Consider the following 17551-nt stretch of genomic DNA (forward strand, 5'->3'; position numbering starts at 1 on the left):
GCCGACCTGCCTGCGCCCAAAGACCCGCTGGTGATGCCTGCCATCGCGATGCGCCAGACGCCTGAGCTGTGGGTGCGCATCTACCGCGAGTCGGAAAAGGACCCCGCAACGCTGTTGCGCTACCTGGAGCAACACATCGAGTTTGTTCAAAATCGCAAGAGAGCACCCAGTCTCGAGCCCCTCTCCGACCCGCAGGCTATCTTGCAGGTAGAAACCCATGCCTACGTGTTCAATCGTCTGGGAGACGTGGGCACGCCCGAGTTGATACCGGCGATAGAGCAGTTCATGGAGCGCAGGAAGGCGATGAACGACTGGGCGACGAAGGCAGACCTCGCTGTGGCACAGTTAACCATCGAGCGCATCCGGGCGCGCGCCAAGGGTGCCGAGGCGTACAAACAGACGATGCTGGACTGGGTGCAGAACGCGACGCGGTATCCCGACGCGCTCTCGCCCGATGGGCGCTGGAGAGCAATGGCGATAAGGCGGCTGGGCTATGGCATTCGTGCCCTTGCCAGGATGGGCGCAACCGATACGGTACCAGCCGTTCTGGAAGCGGTGCGAAAGGCGAGGCAGGAGATGTCGAAGGCGCAGTGGCTGTTCAATCAGTTTGCCATCCTGCACTTTCTGGCACAATTCGAGGATGAAAGGGTGCTGTCCGAACTGGAGGGTGTGCTGTTTCTGTATGGCCCCACTCTCATGCCGTGGGCAGGGGCAGAGTACCATCTCGAGCCGGGCGAGAAGGACCCGGAGTGGTTGTACTGGCATGTGCGCACGAAGGGCATGGACACGACCGAGACCGTCAAAGCCATCCTGCAGTCCATTGGCAACGGCGGTCCGGGCAGGTTTACCGATAAAATATTGCCGCTTTTTGGCGAGCAGGTGGTTCCTTTGTTGCTGAGGGCTATCACAGAGCCTCCGCGATGCGAGGCGCCCGAGAACATGCAGGCAGTGGCTATCCGTGTGTTAGGGGAGATGCGTTCTCGGCAAGCGGTGGAGTTGTTGCGTTCCGTGCTGCGGACGGGCACGGGTAGACTGCGCAAGAATGCTGCCACCGCGCTGGGCAAAATCGGTGACCCATCCGCCTTGCCCGACCTGCTGGAAGTGGCGCAGAACGATGCGGATGTCACTCTGCAGATGGACGCCATTACCGCGCTGGGCGAACTGGGCGACCCCCGCGCCGAACCGGTGCTGCTGAAACTGTTGGTCGAGCATCACGACTCCCGTATCCGTTACTGCGCCGCTGGGGCCTTAGCAAGGGCTGGTACTCGGGCAGCGATACCGGTGCTGGAATCCCGGATGGACAAGGAGAACTTCGTTCACGTCAGGTCGCAAATCGGCCGGGCAATTCGCGAGTTGCGCCGCAAGGGGCGGTGATGCGCCGCAGAATCAGCAGGATGTGGCTCACTCGCGGGTGCGCGCCACCTCGCGGGTTCGCTGCCACTCGCTCTTGAGCTGGTTCAGGAAGACTTCCACGCGCTGATTAGCGTCCTCGCAGTGGATGGGCACGGGCACGGCTTCCAGCCCGATGGCGTCGTGGCTCATCAACAGCCAGTCGCCCTTTTTGAACTTGAAGGTCTGCGCGAACATCTCCTCGGCGATGCCGAAGGCTTCCGCAATCGCCTGTCGGTCGGACTGGCGCGGCATCTTGCTGACGAAATAGGTGTGGGGCTGCGCCATGATGCTGGTGTCCAGGTAGCGCACGCGCTGGGTGGCGATGCCGATTCCGAGACCGAACTTGCGCCCGCGCCGCGCCAGCGTCATCACCACGAAGCGGGATCGCCCGTAGCTGTCGTCCGTGCCTTCGCGCCGCTGGGGAATGAATTCGTCTGCCTCGTCGAAGACGAACACCACCAGCGGGCTAATCTTGCCGCTCTTGCGTCGGTTCTCGAACATCACCTCGCCCAGCATGGCGGCGAAATCGCGCAGGCGGTCGGGGTCGTGCGACTGCACCACATATAAGCCAGAGGTATGCGGGTCGTTCAGGCGGGCTATCAGGTCGCCCAGCGTCATCTGGTAGGCCTCGTTCACGTGTCGCAGGCTGATGTATCGGCGGTGCGCCTCCTCGACGGCGGTGCGCAGCACCGTGAATGCCTCGCGGGCGTCGTTGGTAGTCAGCAAGCCGTTTTCGAACATCTCGTCGATCCAGTCGTTGATTTTGCGGGCGTTGGTTTCGTCGAAGGGAGTGTCGAAGTGGGTGATGACCCAGTTGCGCACCGCCTGCCGGATGGTGGCGTCGTTCCTGCCCAGCGTGCCGCGCGGTTGCCAGTGTCGCTCCACCAGCCTGCCCAGCGTGGGGGGCTTTTCGCGGTAGAGATGCAGGCGTGCGCCCTTGGGGTTCAGCAGCCGTCGCCACGCAAAGCGGAAATCGCTGCGCCTGCCAATCAACGCGCGGGGATAGAGGGTGGTCTGTGTCAACGCAGTAAGCGCCTGGCTGAAGGTCTCGTTCGAGGGCTGTTCCATGAACTGCAGCACATCTTCGGGCAGGGTCTCTTCGGTCAGCACCAGCAGCGCGGCATCGGGCGCTTTGACCAGCCAGTCCGCCAGCAGCACGCTGTACTCACTCATCAGGTCAAACAGCACCACTTTGACGTTCTCGCGCGGGGCGTCGGGCGGCGGTTCCAGCATCGTATACGCCTGCATCACCTTGTCCACCAGTGTGCTGACCAGGTTCGACTTGCCCGCGCCAGTGAAACCGAAGATGGCGAAGTGCGTGCGCAGCAGGTCTTCCGCGGAGATTTTGACGCCCACCTGCGGGTCGCGCACCAGATTGCCCACGGTGAAGGTGGGAACGCCCACCGGCAGACCGCTGTTCAGCACGTATTCGGTGGAGGGTGTGTCCAGCAGCAACGCCTTCGCGCCGATCATGGGCAGGTTGCTCTCTTCCTGCAGGTGCGCTTTGCCATCGCGCTCCACCAGCTCCAGATTGGTGGGGATGGCGATGCAGCGGATTTTGGTCACATCTTCGGTGGGCTCGTGTTCCTGCTCCTCCCAGTCCCGCGCCGCGCTGCGCGCCGCCTCCACCACGAAACCGGGGTAACCCTGCGGGTTATCCCCCAGCCCGTAGTGCAACGGCAGGATAGAGACCACTTCGAGGATGGAATGGTGGCTGGCTCCTGCTTCCGAGGCGAAGTTGGGCACCGCCAGCAGCGCGCCTTCACGGATCAGGTTCATTGCCTGCCGTGTGTAGTCGAACCAGATTTCGAACTCGTAGCGCGCTTCCGGGTCCTCCTGCATCCGGATGAGCGTGCCTTCCAGACCATTGACAAAGGTAATCATTGCCATCTCTCCTTCATCGTGGGTTCTCCTCGCGCAGTCGGCGCAGCGTTTTGGCGATGGGGTTGGAGTGGAACGGGATTTCGCTGCTGAGTATCAGCTCGCGGGCGCGTTTGCCCACCGTCTTCGCCCCCCAGTCTGCCTTGTGCATCGGGTCGGGATAGCCGATGGCCTCCGGGAAGTGATTGCGGGTGAGTACGTCCAGCAGGTACATCATCACCTGTTGCACGGGGTTGTCGGCGTCGCGGTCAGGGTAGAGCAGGGGCTTGATGACACCCACGCGCGGGTTGCTGACGACGAAATCGTGCGACAGGGCGGATTTGTCCCATCTGGGCATGGCGAGTCGGTCCAGAAAGATGACGTGTCCAGCGAGGGGCGTGCTTTTGCGGCGGTCCAGATAGAACTGCGCCAGCGAGCGCAGGAAGAGCCGTTCGGGAGAGACAATCTCGCCGATGCGACTGGGTGTGCCGATAATGGTGGGTTCGCCGGTGACCTCGTCGCGCCCCAACCGCAGCGTCTGGAACACCGAGTCGAACTCGATGGTGCTCCACGGCGCTTCCAGCGAGGTATCGCAGTACAGCGGTACCGTTTCCAGAAAGATGCGGTCTGTCCAGGGCAGGGGCGCGACCTTCATCTGCTGCATTTCGGGATACACGCCCAGATGCTTCATCACGCCCAGGTAGTTGCGCGTGAGGTAGCGCGACTCCGAGTCCTTCACGATGCCCACCAGCAGGATGTGGCGTTCCCAGCACTTTTCGATGAGCGCACGCAGCCCCACCGCAGTGAGGAAGTGCACATCCTCGGGCGACATCCACCGCTGACGGCGTACGGTGGAGTCTTCCGGGTCAGTGGTTTCATACACCAGCGCGGAGGGGTCTTTGTCCACAAAGAGCCGTTCGCAGATGCTTTCGAACAGGCTGACGGTGTAGCGCCACGAGTCGCGGCACAGGTAGCGCGTGCGCAGGTTGCCCTGACCGTCCATCTCGCACAGCGGCACGGGCTTGCCCATGAGGATGCCTGTTGCGGCGTGCAGCTCGGTTTCGGAAAGGTTCAGGCTGCGGCGCAGGTCGTCCAGAGGCAGGCTTTGCGTGTTGCGGTGATGGAACTCCGCCAGCACCGCGAGATGCCGCCCGAACCGCTTGGTGGATGGAACCTGCAGCTCACGCGAGATGGGATGGGCGAACGCCACACGGATGTCGAAGGCGTCGAGCGCGCGGCGGTCATAAGGATAGCCTGCGAGCTGTGTGCCCGCGCCGTGCGATACCGCCGCCATCAGCCCGCTGAGCGACTGGTCCAGCATGATGAGGCGCGGGTAGTCGGTCGCGCTCGCACTGGCGACGGAGTAGGCGAGGTATATCTCCGCCAGCTGCATCAGGCTGAGGTGGATGTTCGAAAGGTTCACCCGATCGTGGTCGGAGACCACGAAGGTCTCCTGCACGTCGGCGTTGGTCACGTCCTCGATGTTGGCGAAAGGCACGGGTACGTAGGCAACGAGGGACACATCGCGGTTCATGTCCCAGCGTTCGTATTGCACCACGGGCGGGTCGCTTTTCAGTCGCACCGAGCCTTTCGCGCCGTATGCCCCACCGAAAAAGACCACGAAGTCCTGAAAGGCGTCGCGGGTGCAGGTTCCGTCGATGGCGACGAAGTCGATTTTGTCGGTATCGAGGAGGCGTTCTGCCAGCTCGCGCAGGCGACGGCGCACGCTCTCGGAGCGGAAGCGGTCGTGGAAGGGAATCATCAGGCGGTGGAAGAAGCGGTGATAGAAGTCGCAACCGTTCTCCAGGCGGTCGCGGTAAAGGTGTTCGAACCGCTCCCGCGAGAAGAGCAGGGAATGATGATAACCCTTAAAAATCTCCGACAGCACGGACATGCGCGGCACCACCGCAGTTCACTCGGCGTTACGGATATTATACCACCCGGCGGCGAGGGTGTCATCTGATGGTGGACGATGGTTTTACCATGCACTGACAGGGCATCCGGGGTCGCAGCAGACGATAGATTGGCTCCATGCCAACCAGAGTGCAGAATTGTTAAGAAAATGTGATGAAACTCCAACGGCTGCGTGGTGGCCTGTTCCGGTGGTTATTTCTGAGCGTGTGGGATGTTTCTCAAAGTGTTGAACGTCCAATGGATGACGTGGTGGAAAGACAGTATTACGTTCCAAAATGCCACCAGTTCGTGTGCCTCCGTTCGATGTGTTGCCTCGGACGGTGCAATTGGATTTGTGTGCTTGTAACATGAAGAATCTCATTGGTAGTTACCATGTTTATGCCATTTCCGCTGGCATCGGCTCAGGATGGGGCACTTTTGAAGGCGCGGTGGACAACATCTCCTACCGCTTTGGCAACGGTCCGATTGTCACCACCAACTTCGAGGTGGTGCCTGAGCCGACCACGATGGCGCTGTTTGGGTTGGGACTGCTCGGCGCGGCGGGCGGTCTGCTGCGCCGCAGGTCCGCTTAACCCCGCGATAACCCACACGAGTATTCCGCGCAGGGCGATTGCGCCCTGCGCGGTTTTCGTGGCGACAGGCTTCTATACCGTGGCTGGCGCCCTGGTCAGATATAGATTCTGCTGGTTTCTCCCGTCTGAGAGGGTATCCCTTGCCCGCTCGTCGAAGGGTTAGTGCACAGAGGTCTCGAGAAACGTTGGGGGGCAGGCAGCTAAGGAGCGATGAGACCGGTTCAGCAGGAACTGCACAGGGACGTCTGGTATAGTCCTTAATAAGGTGACCACTCTTTCAACCACCTGTGGTCAGACCGAATACGCTCAAGGAGGGGGAACGCATTGAGCGGACTAAACTGGCTAGCTGACGGCATCTATCGGGGGGTGGACCGACTATCGGGAGCAGCGGTGTGGCAGTTGACGAGTACCTCGGTCACCACCCATAACATCTACGGAGAATGGGTCTACGCCTCCACGGATGGTGAGCGCATTGCCTTCGTGCGCGACCTCGCGTATGGCGAAAACCGGCTGGAATTATGGGTGTATGACTTGCCGACGCGACAGGCGGCTAAAATCGGTGAAACCAACGGCGCGTTGACCACGACGCCGTTTCTGGACACGCTGTATTACGTTCGTCAGACGGACGGCACGTCCTGCCTGAACCGTGTGCATCTGAAAACTCTGGAGGTGGAGACCGTTTTTCGCTTTGAGGAGTGCCCCCTTCCGCTATGGGTATCCGCGACCGCAATCTCTCCCGATGAGCGGTACTGGGTCGGCTGCCTGCGTCTGGGAGACAGGCGGTACGGGTTGTGTCGGATAGACCTTGCGCACGGAACCTGGGAGATTTTCCACGAGAACGAGGATATCTTCAATACTCACGTGCAGTTCGAGCCGTCGGAGGGCAAATACATACTCGTTCAGTGGAACCGCGGTGGCTTGCTGGACGAGAACGATAACATCGTGCGGTCGGTTGGCGAGGAGGGAGCCACGCTGTATGTGGTGGATGCCACCAGTGGAGAGATGCTGCCGCTTCCGGTAGGCAAGCCCTACACCGCGCCCGTGACAGGACACGAGTGCTGGGTAGGCGCAAGGCGGCAGGTAATTCTCACTGTGGAGGACGGCGGGATATACCTGTGTGCGCCTGGAGATGAGCAGGCACGCCTGGTGACTCGCAAAAGCGGTTTCATGCATATCTCTGCCTCACCAGATGGGCGGTTTTTCGTGGTGGACGACATCTCTAACGGCTTGTTGTATCTGGGCAGCGTGGAAACAGGTCGCTGTTTTCCGCTCTGCTCTTCTGGCGCCAGCTGCGGACACCCGCAGTATACCCATACCCATCCCTACATCACGCCGGGCAACCGTTATGTCATTTACAACTCGGATGCGACCGGGATTGCGCAGGTGTATGCTGCGGAGATACCGCCGCGCCTCCTGGAGGATATCGAGGCAGTCTGAAAGGGTGGGTTGTCTTGCGGTTTCGGAACACGGTGCTGCTCAGGGTGGCTTGTGTCTGTGGAGGTAGCAGGCGCTCAGGCGGTCTGGTATAATCCTGATGGGTGACAGGTATGGAACGGCGTCCACTGGATGAAGAAGCGTTGCTTTAGCGGATTACGGTGAACCCAGCCATCTTCGGGGGAAAGCCTATCATTCGTGGAAGACGGCTGGCGGTAGAACACGTGTTGGCGATGCTGGCCGCTGGAGATACGCCAGAGACCATCTTTGAAGGCTACCCCTGGCTGGAACCCGACGACATTCGGGCGTGTTTGGTCTACGCGCGGCGGCTCGTGGCTCGTGAGCGTGTGGATGCGTTGACAATCGAGACTTAGCGAGAAAACCTTGTCCTCTACTCTAAAATTGAGGCCACAGCATGAGTTTAGATACGCAGTGAATCCCAGCGCCACTCAGTCTGTCGCATCTATTGACAGGTCTAAATGGGTCGTATTATAATCGAGCCGCCAATCCCTTGATTTGAGGTCGCAAATGAGCCGTATTGAGGAATACAAAACATATCTGGAAGATTTGTGTAGACGACATGGCGTGCCCATAAACATGGTTGTCGAGATGTTAGAAATAGAATTGATGAAGTCAAATATGCGGCGCCGACACAACCTCTACAATGACCTTCGTAAGATTATTGAAAAGTATCTGAAGGAGGACATACCACGTTGATTATCCGTTCTTTCTGTGTTGAAAACTTTGGATGCTACCGCGATAGGGTATGCATACAGTTTGTGCCGCCGCAGACGGGACGAAACTTGTACCTGATTGGCGGGATGAACGGGCATGGCAAAACAACCCTAAGCACTGCCCTAAAAGTGTGTTTGTTCGGAATCCAAGGGCAACCTCGCCTCATTGCTGATTATGTTAACCGAGTCAACGCTCGACAAGGCAAAAACGATGTGGCTATGGAACTGGAGTTCGAGGAAGATAATAAGACCTATGTGGTGCAAAGGCGGTATTACACGCGAGGTTGGGCACAAGGTACTTGGGATGTCGAACTTCAGGTGTTGGTGGATGGTAATCGCTATGAGGGTGATGAAGCTGAGGATATTATTAACCAGATCTTTCCTTCTGACATTGCTGACTTCTTTCTCTTTGATGGAGAAGAGATTAAGAACCTTGCGGACAAGACAGAGGAAGACACTGCGCAGCAGATTGGCGAGTCGTTGGAAGCAATTCTGGGTCTCAGAGTTCTCAGAACATTGCAACAGGACTTGGAAAAGGTGCAAAATGACTATGCTCGTGAGAGCAGTAGTCAGAGTTACCAGGTCCTACGCTCGCTAGAGCAGAGATGCCGCGAGCTCGAAGAAAAAGCAGATGATTACCGTGATAAGATGGAGAACGTAAGAACAGAGCTCCAGCGCATCAACCGAGATATCCAAAGACGGGCGCAGGAACTGGAAAAGGTTCGGGGCGGTTATGAATATTATGCCGAACTACACCGTAGACTCCTGCGGCTTCAAAACCAATCAGATCGGATACTATCGCGTTTGCGTATAAATATGTCGGAGCGCTTGCCATTTGCCCTTGTAGCCACGTATCTGGAGCAATTTCTTATTGCTTCAGAACAATCAGCCCAGTTCCGTTTGCAGCAGCAGGCACATAGGGTTATTCAGCTGAGGCTCGCTGAGCTTGTACAACTGCTAAAAGAGAATGCGGAATGCATCTGTGGGCGGGCTCTTTCCTCTGATTCACTAAATCAAGTGGGACAGTTTTTGTATGCCCACTTATTGGAGCAATCCGGCAATGAAGATGGCAATGCGAACCCGCCGCTCGTGGCTGCCACTCTTCCGACCTTAAGAGAATCCGAGATTGCGGTACTGCGTGAGCACCTAAAACAGGCAGTCTTGTGTGAAGATGTCGTAAAACTCTCGGTAGAACTGCGGCAATTGCAACGAGAGATGGAGGATGTAAAACAGCAACTGGACTCGTTGGGTGATTTGGGCGACCAACGCAAAACTGTGTCTGAACTGGAAAATATCGTGCGGGAACTAAGTGAAAGGAAAGGTGCTCTGGAAAAAGAGTTTCAGACGCTAAAGCAATACGTAGAAAAGGACATACCAGGTGAACTAGAGAAGACTCGTAACCAGATGCAACAGATTCGCGATGAGCTAATTAGGAGTGATAAGGCTCGCAAAGCAGAGAGGCTAGCGGGTAAGGTCAAAGACCTGATTGAGGAACTTCTGCAGGCGATGCGAAGTCAGAAGATAGAGATGCTGGAGCGACACGTTACAGAAACATTGCGCAGGTTGTGGACAAAAGGCGAACTGCTGGACAGAGTTGAGATAATGCCTGATACGTTTGTGGTGTCCGTTGTGCAAAGGGGTGAAGGTAGGCTAGACAAGCAGGCACTGTCGGCAGGGGAGAAAGAGCTGTTTGCCCTATCGCTACTTGCCGGTCTGTGCAAGTGCGCAAGTTCCACGCTGCCTGTGCTAATCGATACGCCGCTTGGTAGACTGGACAGTGAGCATCGTGAGCACGTTGTGCGCAACTATTACCCTTATCTAGCCCCGCAAGTCATATTGTTGTCTACTGACACGGAGGTTACCCGAGACCTCTACCAAGCTCTCCAGCCACATGTGTGTCAAACCTTCACTCTGGAATATGACTTGGCAAAGGAGAGCACTTCAATAAGGAAGGGATTTTTCGATTTCGACGTCTGACGGAGGAAGATGAATATGCCGTTGGGAAGGGTGCTAACATCAGAAAGGGCAGAGAAGATAAAAGACGATCTGACCGAGTTTACTGGACTGCGTGGTGATCAAGTTGCAGTGCTCGCTATTTGTCTGTCCCTGGGTGTTTATGGGAAAAAGGAGTTTAGCTTCGAGGACGCTACTGGTTACGAACTTAATCCGCAAACTTTAACTCGCAACGGTTCTGACCCGTGGGTAGAGGCGTTGTTCAGCCTCGTCTACGGGCGTGATTTATCCGTGCCGGAGGAGAGTGAGACTCTAACCCATCTGGTCAGGGGACACCTGAATCATGGCTTGTACTTATTGCAAGAGATGAAGGACGGTTCTGGGGGCAGGCTCGATGCTTTTCTGAAAGAAATATCTCAGTATGTTACCATCCGTCATCTTCAACTTCAAGACAGATGGAGGCCCGTGGTACACGGAATTAAACTTTTTGTCGGCACAGATGTAGACAGCAGTAATCGGGTCGAATGGGAGTTTAATAATACCGAAAAGTCCCCAAGCCCGCATGTTGGAATAGCAGGACGGTCGGGATATGGTAAGACACAGTTGTTGAAGGCGTTATTAGCACAATTGTGCGGGATAGAAGCGCGTGTACCCTGTCTGGTCTTCGACTATAAAGGTGATTTCGCACGTGATACATCCTTTGTTCAGTCTCTAAATGCACAGGTTCTAAACCCTGAGCATGACCCGCTCCCTATTCACTTGTTTGCTCTTCCTGACTACAGCGAAAAAACAATTAAGCGTTTCGCTGCGCGAATGCAGGAATCATTTTCTGCTGCAGTCCGCATGGGTGAAAAGCAGCAGTACCGTCTGAGGCAAGCAATCATTGAAGCCTTCAACCGGCGCAGAGGCAAGGCCCCTCCTTATCCAGACTGGAGAGAAGTAGCCGAAGCAAACTGTAATCTCAGTCAGAGTGGCGAGGCCGACACTGTGTCTGGCGTCCTTGATAAAATTGTTACTTATGAACTGTTTGCAGATAGCACTACTAGCGTTCCCAACGAACCTTTCTATGCGCGGAATACCATCATCGACTTGAGTGCCCTGAGTGCTTATCAGGAACTGGTCGTCTATCTGCTACTTGACCATGTGTATTATGATATGCGTTCCAAAGGCGATGCTTTGATCAGCGAGGGATGGCAAGAGCTTCGTCTGATTATTGCCTTAGACGAAGCACACCATTACTTACAGGAGGACAACCCCGTTCTGGGCAGACTTTTACGAGAGGGACGCAGTTTCGGTATTGCGGTTTTCTTAAGCACACAAACCTTATCTGACTTCTCTAACCAATCCGTAGACTATTCTGAGCTAATCAACAACGTTTTCCTGTTTCAATTGGCACAAGTTAAGCGGGCAGATCTAACCAAGCTCCTAAGGGTTTCCCGCGAGGAGGCTCGCGGGTTAGAGGATGAGATACACCGTCTTAAGCCAGGACAATGCGTGTGGAGTCGTCCGGTGGGCATTGGAGATAGGACATATTCGGTCATCGAGGCGGAACAATTCTACAAGACAATTGGAAGGGACATTTAGTGGGTTTTTGTTGCGAATACCTGCGTATGGTTTTTTGACGTGTGCAAAACAATGCTTATGTCTTTTGTCTCGCATAAACCAAAAGTCATTTGACGAAGCCAGCATCCTTCTCCGTCATAGTTCCACAGCTCTGGTATAATCATGGTGAGGTGTTCCCGTTTTGGCGATGTCGCAAACGAACACAATTCAACCCCAAACCCCCATGCTGCAGCAGTACTTCCGGGCGAAGGCGGAGTACCCGGAGGCGTTGCTGATGATGCGCGTGGGCGATTTTTATGAGCTGTACGGCGAGGACGCCGAAATCGCCGCGCGCGAGCTGGAGATTGTGCTGACGGGGCGCGACGACGGCAAGAACGGGCGCGTGCCGATGGCGGGCGTGCCCTACCACGCCGTGGAGCGCTACGTCGCCCGGCTGGTGCAGAAGGGCTACAAGGTCGCGCTGATGGACCAGATGGAAGACCCCCGCTTCGCGAGGGGGCTGGTCAAGCGCAAAGTCACCCGCGTGCTGACGCCCGGCACCGTGCTGGAAGACTCCATGCTGGAGGAGCGCAGCAACAACTACCTGGTGGCGGCGGTGGCGGGCGAAAAGCTGTCGGGGCTGGGCGTGGTGGATGTCTCTACCGGTGAGTTTCTCGCCACCGAAATCCGCGGGGAGTTGAGTCTCGCGCGCATCGTGCAGGAGATTGTGCGCCTGCAACCCGCGGAGTGCCTGGTGCCTAAAGACGCCACCGATTTAGCGGCAGCCATCGAGGAAGCCTGCCACGCTACCGTCACCCTGTACGACCCGCAGGAGTATGCCGACCGCCGCGATGCCCGCCAGCTGTTGCTGCAACACTTCCAGACGCAATCCCTGCGCGGTTTCGGTTGTGAGGACTACTCGGTCGGTCTAGAAGCGGCGGCGATGGTGCTGCGCTACCTGAAGCGCAATCAGGTCTCCGCGCTACAGCATATCCGCACGCTGTCCACGTATTCGGTGGATAACTTCATGTATCTGGACGCCGCGGCGCGGCGCAATCTCGAGCTGACCCGTTCGCTGGTGGACGGCTCGCGCAAGGGCACGCTCATCGAAGTGCTGGACATGACCCGTACGGCGATGGGGGCGCGCCTGCTGCGCCGCTGGCTGGATGAGCCTTTACAGGACATCGACGCGATAGAAACGCGCCTGCAGTGCGTGCAGGAGCTGGTGAACGACTCCCTCACCCGCGAGGAGGTGCGCCACCAGCTGGGCAGACTGGGCGATTTGGAGCGGCTCACCTCGCGCATCGCCACAGGGGTGGCATCGCCGCGCGATTTGGCGGCGCTGAGACAGTCCCTGCAGGTGCTGCCCGAACTGCACGCCGCGCTACAGCCGGTGCAAACACCCCGCCTGCAACACCTGCGCGAAGCCATCCGGGGCATGCCCGACCTGGCTGGCTTCATCGCCCGCGCGATTGTGGACGACCCGCCCGCCACGCTGAAGGACGGCGGCGTCATCAGGGACGGCTTTCACGCCGAGCTGGACTCCATCCGCCGCGCACAGCGCGAGGGGAAACAGTGGATTGCAGACCTGGAGCTGCGCGAGCGTGAGCGCACCGGCATCCCGTCGCTGAAGGTGGGCTACAACGCCGTTTTTGGCTATTACATCGAGGTTTCCAAGCCGCATCTTTCCAAAGTGCCCGCCGACTACATGCGTAAGCAGACCACCGCCAACGGCGAGCGGTTCATCACGCCCGAGCTGAAGGAGATGGAGGCGCAAATCACGGGGGCGGAAGAGCGCGCGCTGATCCTGGAGCAGGAGCTGTTCAGCATGGTGCGCGAGGAGGTCGCGCTGCACGCCCCCGAGATACTGGACATCGCCCGCGCGGTGGCGGAACTGGACGTGCTGGCGAACTTCGCGGAGGTCGCCGTGCGCAACGACTACCAGCGTCCGGTGGTGCATTCGGGCACGCACATCCGCATCCGCAACGGCAGGCACCCGGTGGTGGAGCGTTTCGGCATGCAGACCTTCATCCCCAACGACTGCGTGCTGGACGATGAGCAGCGCATGATCGTGCTGACCGGCCCGAACATGAGCGGCAAAAGCACCTACCTGCGACAGGTCGCGCTGATTTGCCTGATGGCGCATATCGGCAGCTTTGTGCCCGCGGATGAGGCGGAGATTGCGCTGATAGACCGCATCTTCACCCGCGTGGGCGCGCATGACGAACTCGCTACTGGGCAGTCTACCTTTATGGTAGAGATGACCGAGACCGCCACCATCCTGAACCATGCCACCGAGCGCAGTCTGGTGGTGCTGGACGAAATCGGGCGGGGCACGAGCACCTACGACGGTCTGGCGATTGCGTGGGCGGTGGCGGAGGCGCTGGTGCAGATTGGCTGCAAGACGCTGTTCGCCACGCACTATCACTACCTGAACGAGCTGGCGAACCTGATGCCGGGCGTGCGCAACTATCGCGTGGCGGTGAAGGAGCAGGGCGAGCAGATTATCTGGCTGCACAAGGTGCTGCCTGGCGGCACGGATAAGAGCTACGGTATTCAGGTGGCGCGGATGGCGGGAGTGCCGCCGGAGGTGGTGGCGCGGGCGCAGGAGATTCTGCGCGAGCTGGAGCGGCAGTCCACGCAGCGCGGCGGCATGGCGAGCGCGATTGCCCCCGACGCCGAGGCGGTTTCCAGCGTGAAGGTCCACAAACAGAAGCTGCAGCTGACCCTCTTCGAGGCGGAGAAACATCCCGTCATCGAGGAGCTGGACAAGATGGATGTAACCACCCTCTCGCCGCTGGAGGCTCTGCTGAAAATCAACGAGTGGAAGAAGCAACTTAAGACGTAGAGGTCATGAGCGTCTGGAAGTCTCGGTGCGCTAGCATTCGATTTGCCGGTAGGGTATAATGGCGATAGATTCTGGAGCGGAGGACACGCATGTTGAAGACATACCTTACCGGGTATCTGGACACGGTGCAGCATCTGGTAGCACAGGTTCCCGTCGAGCAGGTGGAAAGCATCGTTTTGCGACTGGTAGACCTCTATCATCGGGGAGGCACCCTGGCGCTGGTGGGCAACGGGGGGAGTGCGTCCACTGCCTCGCACATTGCGAACGACTTCCAGAAGTGCCTGTACGACCTGTTCGGCAAGCCGTTTCGATGTTTGGCGTTGACCGACAGCATCTCCATCATCACCGCATGGGCGAACGACACCGATTACACCAACGTGTTTGCCCCGCAGGTGCGCACCTGGCTGGGCAAGGACGACGTGCTGATTGCCATCAGCGGCAGCGGTAACTCGCCCAACGTGTTGCACGCGGTAGAAGCGGCAAAAGAGCAGGGCGCATACACCATCGGGTTGACGGGCTACCGCGGCGGCAAGTTGGCGGCTATCGCGCACGAAAGCATCATCGTGCCCTGCGAGAATATGCAGCAGATCGAAGACATGCACATGATACTGGTGCATCTGTTTTTCTCGGGGATGCGCGAGCGAATCGCGGGAAGGGTATAGCAGAAGCGGTTTTCGATGAAGTATCACGAAATAGGTTTGGTAACGGCGCGAGGGGCACGCAGTGCGTGCCCCTCGCCTATTCCTTACAGCCTGATCACCCACTCGTTTCTGCCGCGCTTCAGGGTGAACTGCTGGGTGCGTCTGCCAGCGGTCGCGTTCACCGTGACCTGATAGTCGCCGAGAAAGCCGCGCAGCTTCGCCTCCCCACGCGCGTTCGTGCGGACGGTCTCTTTCGTCCACCATTTGCCCTTGATAAGGCGCATCAGGCGGTGATACACTGGCTTGGGGCTGAGGTCTTCACGAACCAGACCCGCCGGCGCGCCCATCCAGCCGCCGTCCATGAAGTCCCACCAGGTGATGGCTTCCACTGCCGGATGGGAGAAGAGAATGGTGTAGAACTTCTCCACGTAGTCCGCCTGCCGCGCCTCGCCGTCCGGTGTGGTGCGCCAGGGGCGTGGCAGTTCCCAGCCGTGCTGTCCCGAAAGGACGGTGACTTCCGTGAAGTGCAACGGCTTGCCGAACCGCGCATAGGTCTCGCAGATTTGCCATGCTCGCTCCAGCGGCCACTCACCACGTTGCATGTGGGATTGAAGGCCAAAGGCATCGACGGGCGCGTTGCGACGGACGAGTTCCTCCGCCAGCTTCTCGTAAGGAGGTTGGATGTACCAGTCGTTGTACAGCAGAAACGCTTTGGGGTTGGCTTCGCGTGCGCAGGTCAGGCATTCTAACACCACCGCCACCGACCCGTCGCGCTTTATCCAGTTACTGACGCCATTGACGGGCATATTCGGTTCGGTCGCCTCGTTGACGACGTCCCAGCGGTCGATCAACCCCTTGAATTGCGAAACAATCTCACGAATACGCTCAAGCAGAAGGGGTTTTACCTGGTCTACCTCGTTGGGTGCCCACTGGGGATACACTGTATGCCACACCAGCGGGTGTCCTTTGGTGGCAATACCGCGTTGCTGGCACCATCGGGCGATGCGTTCCTGTTCCTCGCGCCCCTTGCGACCGCGTTCTGGCTCATACATGCCCCAATAGAATGCCAGAGTGGCATAGTTCAGCAGGGCAGCAAACTGGCTGCCGTACTTCTCGTGCATCTCACCCTGATAAGAGAACAGCGGGAAGATGTTGCATCCGAACAGGAAGGCATGACGAGTTTGGGCTACCTCGACCTGGGCACCAGCGACGGGCTTGCCCTGCCTGTCTACCACTTTCACGGTAAAGTCCGCCTTGCGGTGCTTCTCGATGCGGCTATCAGCGGTCTTCAGGATTTCTTCCGCAGTCATAGCAACCCTCCAACGATTATGAAGTAACTCAATGGTTATTTTGATGCAAAACGACCTATTTCCTTCGCGTGCTAAGTCAGCCGCGCATTGCTGGAAAAGTATCAATGATAAGTTGAATATTCGCTTTTCCCAGTATTGATACGGTCTTTTTTCGTATGCATGCAGAATGGGCATTGACTCGAGTTATTTAGCTATGTTAAAATCGAGACAAATGTATTACGGCAGACTGCCGACGCACATGAGGCGAGGGAGGGGGTAACAATCTATGCGCGCAGAAATACCACCGTTCGTGGTGGCGATTGTGGTGGTGGTCGTACTGATTTTGGTCGCAATCGGTTACTGGCAGGCTACCAAACCGAAAGAGGTTGTCAAGCCCCAGATGACCGCGCCGACAATACCAACCTATTCTGAGTAGAAGGAGGTCGAACCAAACAAATGACTCGGAGAGGATTCACTCTCATCGAGCTGCTGGTGGTCATCGCAATTATCGCGATACTGGCAGCCATCCTGTTCCCGGTGTTTGCGCAGGCGCGCGAAAAAGCGCGAAGCGCATCCTGCCTGTCCAACCTCAAGCAGCTGGGGCTGGCGGTCGCCATGTACGTACAGGACTACGATGAACGCTTCGGTGGCGGCAGCACCCACCTGTTCGGCACGCCCGAAAACTGTTTAGGGCATCGGTGGTGGCTTGATATGATCGAGCCGTATGTCAAGAACCGCGGGCTCAAGAACTGTCCTTCCGAGAAAGTACGAGTTGGCTGGTTTGACCCCACAATTGCCGATGTGCCTGGTACCCAGTGTGGCGAAGGTGTCTACTACTCCAGCTACAGCTGGAATGTGGTTATCTGCTACATCGATGGGGCGAACGGACTAACTGCGGATTTAGGCTTCGCGTGCCCGTGGGACGGTGGTCGCTACTGGGGGCTTCGCCGTGGTACCGCGCTGGCTGCGGTATCGCGTCCAGCTGAGGTCATCGCGATCATGGACAGCCGAGACGGATGGATCGAGACATGGGCGGATATAATCACTGACCTACATCGTAACCCGAACGGTCCTGGCGTTGCTTATCGCCACAATGAGGGCTTCAATGCGGTGTACGTGGACGGCCACGCCCGTTACCATCGCAAACACTCGACGAAGGTACGTAACTGGGTGATCCAGGAACTGCCCGACAATATCGCGAACCTGCCGTAGGTTCTCGTGTGAAGGCGGCAACTGCACTCCCCGCCACCCCGTGGCGGGGAGTCTTCTCTGGCAACGGGGTCTTCATGGTCTGACCCGCGCTTTACCTGTGCCCTTAATCTTCTTGTAAACAATCACCCTGCTCCTTTGTCTTGCTGCCGTATTGACAACA

The 17551-nt window shown here is 57.7% G+C and carries 12 protein-coding genes and 1 pseudogene; 10 read left to right on the plus strand and 3 right to left on the minus strand.

Going from position 1 to position 17551, the window contains the following annotated elements; genetic code table 11:
• On the plus strand, positions 1–1374 hold a 1374-nt coding region (locus K6U75_09625; protein ID MCL6475297.1), incomplete at its 5' end, for a HEAT repeat domain-containing protein.
• A gap of 27 nt (positions 1375–1401) precedes the next feature.
• Here K6U75_09625 and K6U75_09630 read toward each other — a convergent pair.
• Together K6U75_09630 and K6U75_09635 are read right to left on the minus strand one after the other, a co-directional pair.
• Positions 1402–3276, minus strand: coding sequence for a DUF87 domain-containing protein (locus tag K6U75_09630; GenBank protein ID MCL6475298.1), 1875 nt, complete (start codon positions 3274–3276; stop codon positions 1402–1404).
• Positions 3277–3289: 13 nt separating this feature from the next.
• Positions 3290–5146, minus strand: coding sequence for a hypothetical protein (locus tag K6U75_09635; protein ID MCL6475299.1), 1857 nt, complete (start codon positions 5144–5146; stop codon positions 3290–3292).
• Between the two features lie 367 nt (positions 5147–5513).
• On the opposite strand from K6U75_09635, the gene K6U75_09640 reads away from it, so the two are divergent.
• The 7 genes and pseudogenes from K6U75_09640 to K6U75_09670 all read left to right on the plus strand — a co-directional run bounded on the left by K6U75_09640 (position 5514) and on the right by K6U75_09670 (position 14911).
• Complete coding sequence (locus K6U75_09640; protein MCL6475300.1) at positions 5514–5738, plus strand: PEP-CTERM sorting domain-containing protein; 225 nt, start codon at positions 5514–5516, stop codon at positions 5736–5738.
• A 324-nt stretch (positions 5739–6062) separates the two neighbouring features.
• Entirely contained in the window at positions 6063–7175 is a 1113-nt protein-coding gene (locus K6U75_09645) for a hypothetical protein (protein ID MCL6475301.1), read from the plus strand.
• Positions 7176–7300: 125 nt separating this feature from the next.
• Positions 7301–7546 (plus strand): annotated as a pseudogene (locus K6U75_09650) (DUF433 domain-containing protein).
• Between the two features lie 339 nt (positions 7547–7885).
• The gene (dndD, locus tag K6U75_09655) at positions 7886–9883 is read left to right on the plus strand and encodes a DNA sulfur modification protein DndD (GenBank protein MCL6475302.1); all 1998 of its coding nucleotides are present in this window, start codon (positions 7886–7888) and stop codon (positions 9881–9883) included.
• 9 nt (positions 9884–9892) lie between these two features.
• A complete protein-coding gene (locus tag K6U75_09660; protein ID MCL6475303.1) occupies positions 9893–11443 on the plus strand; it encodes a DUF87 domain-containing protein in 1551 nt (516 codons plus the stop codon).
• Positions 11444–11609: 166 nt separating this feature from the next.
• The gene (gene mutS, locus K6U75_09665) at positions 11610–14249 is read left to right on the plus strand and encodes a DNA mismatch repair protein MutS (protein MCL6475304.1); all 2640 of its coding nucleotides are present in this window, start codon (positions 11610–11612) and stop codon (positions 14247–14249) included.
• 89 nt (positions 14250–14338) lie between these two features.
• Positions 14339–14911: an SIS domain-containing protein gene (locus K6U75_09670; protein ID MCL6475305.1), complete on the plus strand. Its 573-nt coding sequence runs from the start codon at positions 14339–14341 to the stop codon at positions 14909–14911.
• Positions 14912–14994: 83 nt separating this feature from the next.
• Here K6U75_09670 and K6U75_09675 read toward each other — a convergent pair whose 3' ends face one another.
• Positions 14995–16200, minus strand: coding sequence for an endo-1,4-beta-xylanase (locus K6U75_09675; GenBank protein ID MCL6475306.1), 1206 nt, complete (start codon positions 16198–16200; stop codon positions 14995–14997).
• A gap of 265 nt (positions 16201–16465) precedes the next feature.
• On the opposite strand from K6U75_09675, the gene K6U75_09680 reads away from it, so the two are divergent.
• Positions 16466–16615 (plus strand): hypothetical protein, encoded by a 150-nt coding sequence (locus K6U75_09680; GenBank protein ID MCL6475307.1) that lies wholly within the window; start codon positions 16466–16468, stop codon positions 16613–16615.
• Between the two features lie 20 nt (positions 16616–16635).
• Entirely contained in the window at positions 16636–17391 is a 756-nt protein-coding gene (locus K6U75_09685; GenBank protein ID MCL6475308.1) for a DUF1559 domain-containing protein, read from the plus strand.
• The last annotated feature ends 160 nt before the right edge of the window (positions 17392–17551 follow it).

Source organism: Bacillota bacterium (assembly GCA_023511455.1).
Lineage (GTDB): Bacteria > Armatimonadota > HRBIN16 > HRBIN16 > HRBIN16 > HRBIN16.

Excerpts from the sequence above, each read along its gene's own strand:
- K6U75_09635 (MCL6475299.1), bottom strand. The coding sequence starts at position 5,146 with ATGTCCGTGCTGTCGGAGATTTTTAAGGGTTATCATCATTCCCTGCTC.
- K6U75_09640 (MCL6475300.1), top strand. The coding sequence starts at position 5,514 with ATGAAGAATCTCATTGGTAGTTACCATGTTTATGCCATTTCCGCTGGC.
- K6U75_09630 (MCL6475298.1), bottom strand. The coding sequence starts at position 3,276 with ATGATTACCTTTGTCAATGGTCTGGAAGGCACGCTCATCCGGATGCAG.
- K6U75_09670 (MCL6475305.1), top strand. The coding sequence starts at position 14,339 with ATGTTGAAGACATACCTTACCGGGTATCTGGACACGGTGCAGCATCTG.
- K6U75_09680 (MCL6475307.1), top strand. The coding sequence starts at position 16,466 with ATGCGCGCAGAAATACCACCGTTCGTGGTGGCGATTGTGGTGGTGGTC.
- K6U75_09660 (MCL6475303.1), top strand. The coding sequence starts at position 9,893 with ATGAATATGCCGTTGGGAAGGGTGCTAACATCAGAAAGGGCAGAGAAG.
- K6U75_09675 (MCL6475306.1), bottom strand. The coding sequence starts at position 16,200 with ATGACTGCGGAAGAAATCCTGAAGACCGCTGATAGCCGCATCGAGAAG.
- mutS (MCL6475304.1), top strand. The coding sequence starts at position 11,610 with ATGTCGCAAACGAACACAATTCAACCCCAAACCCCCATGCTGCAGCAG.
- K6U75_09685 (MCL6475308.1), top strand. The coding sequence starts at position 16,636 with ATGACTCGGAGAGGATTCACTCTCATCGAGCTGCTGGTGGTCATCGCA.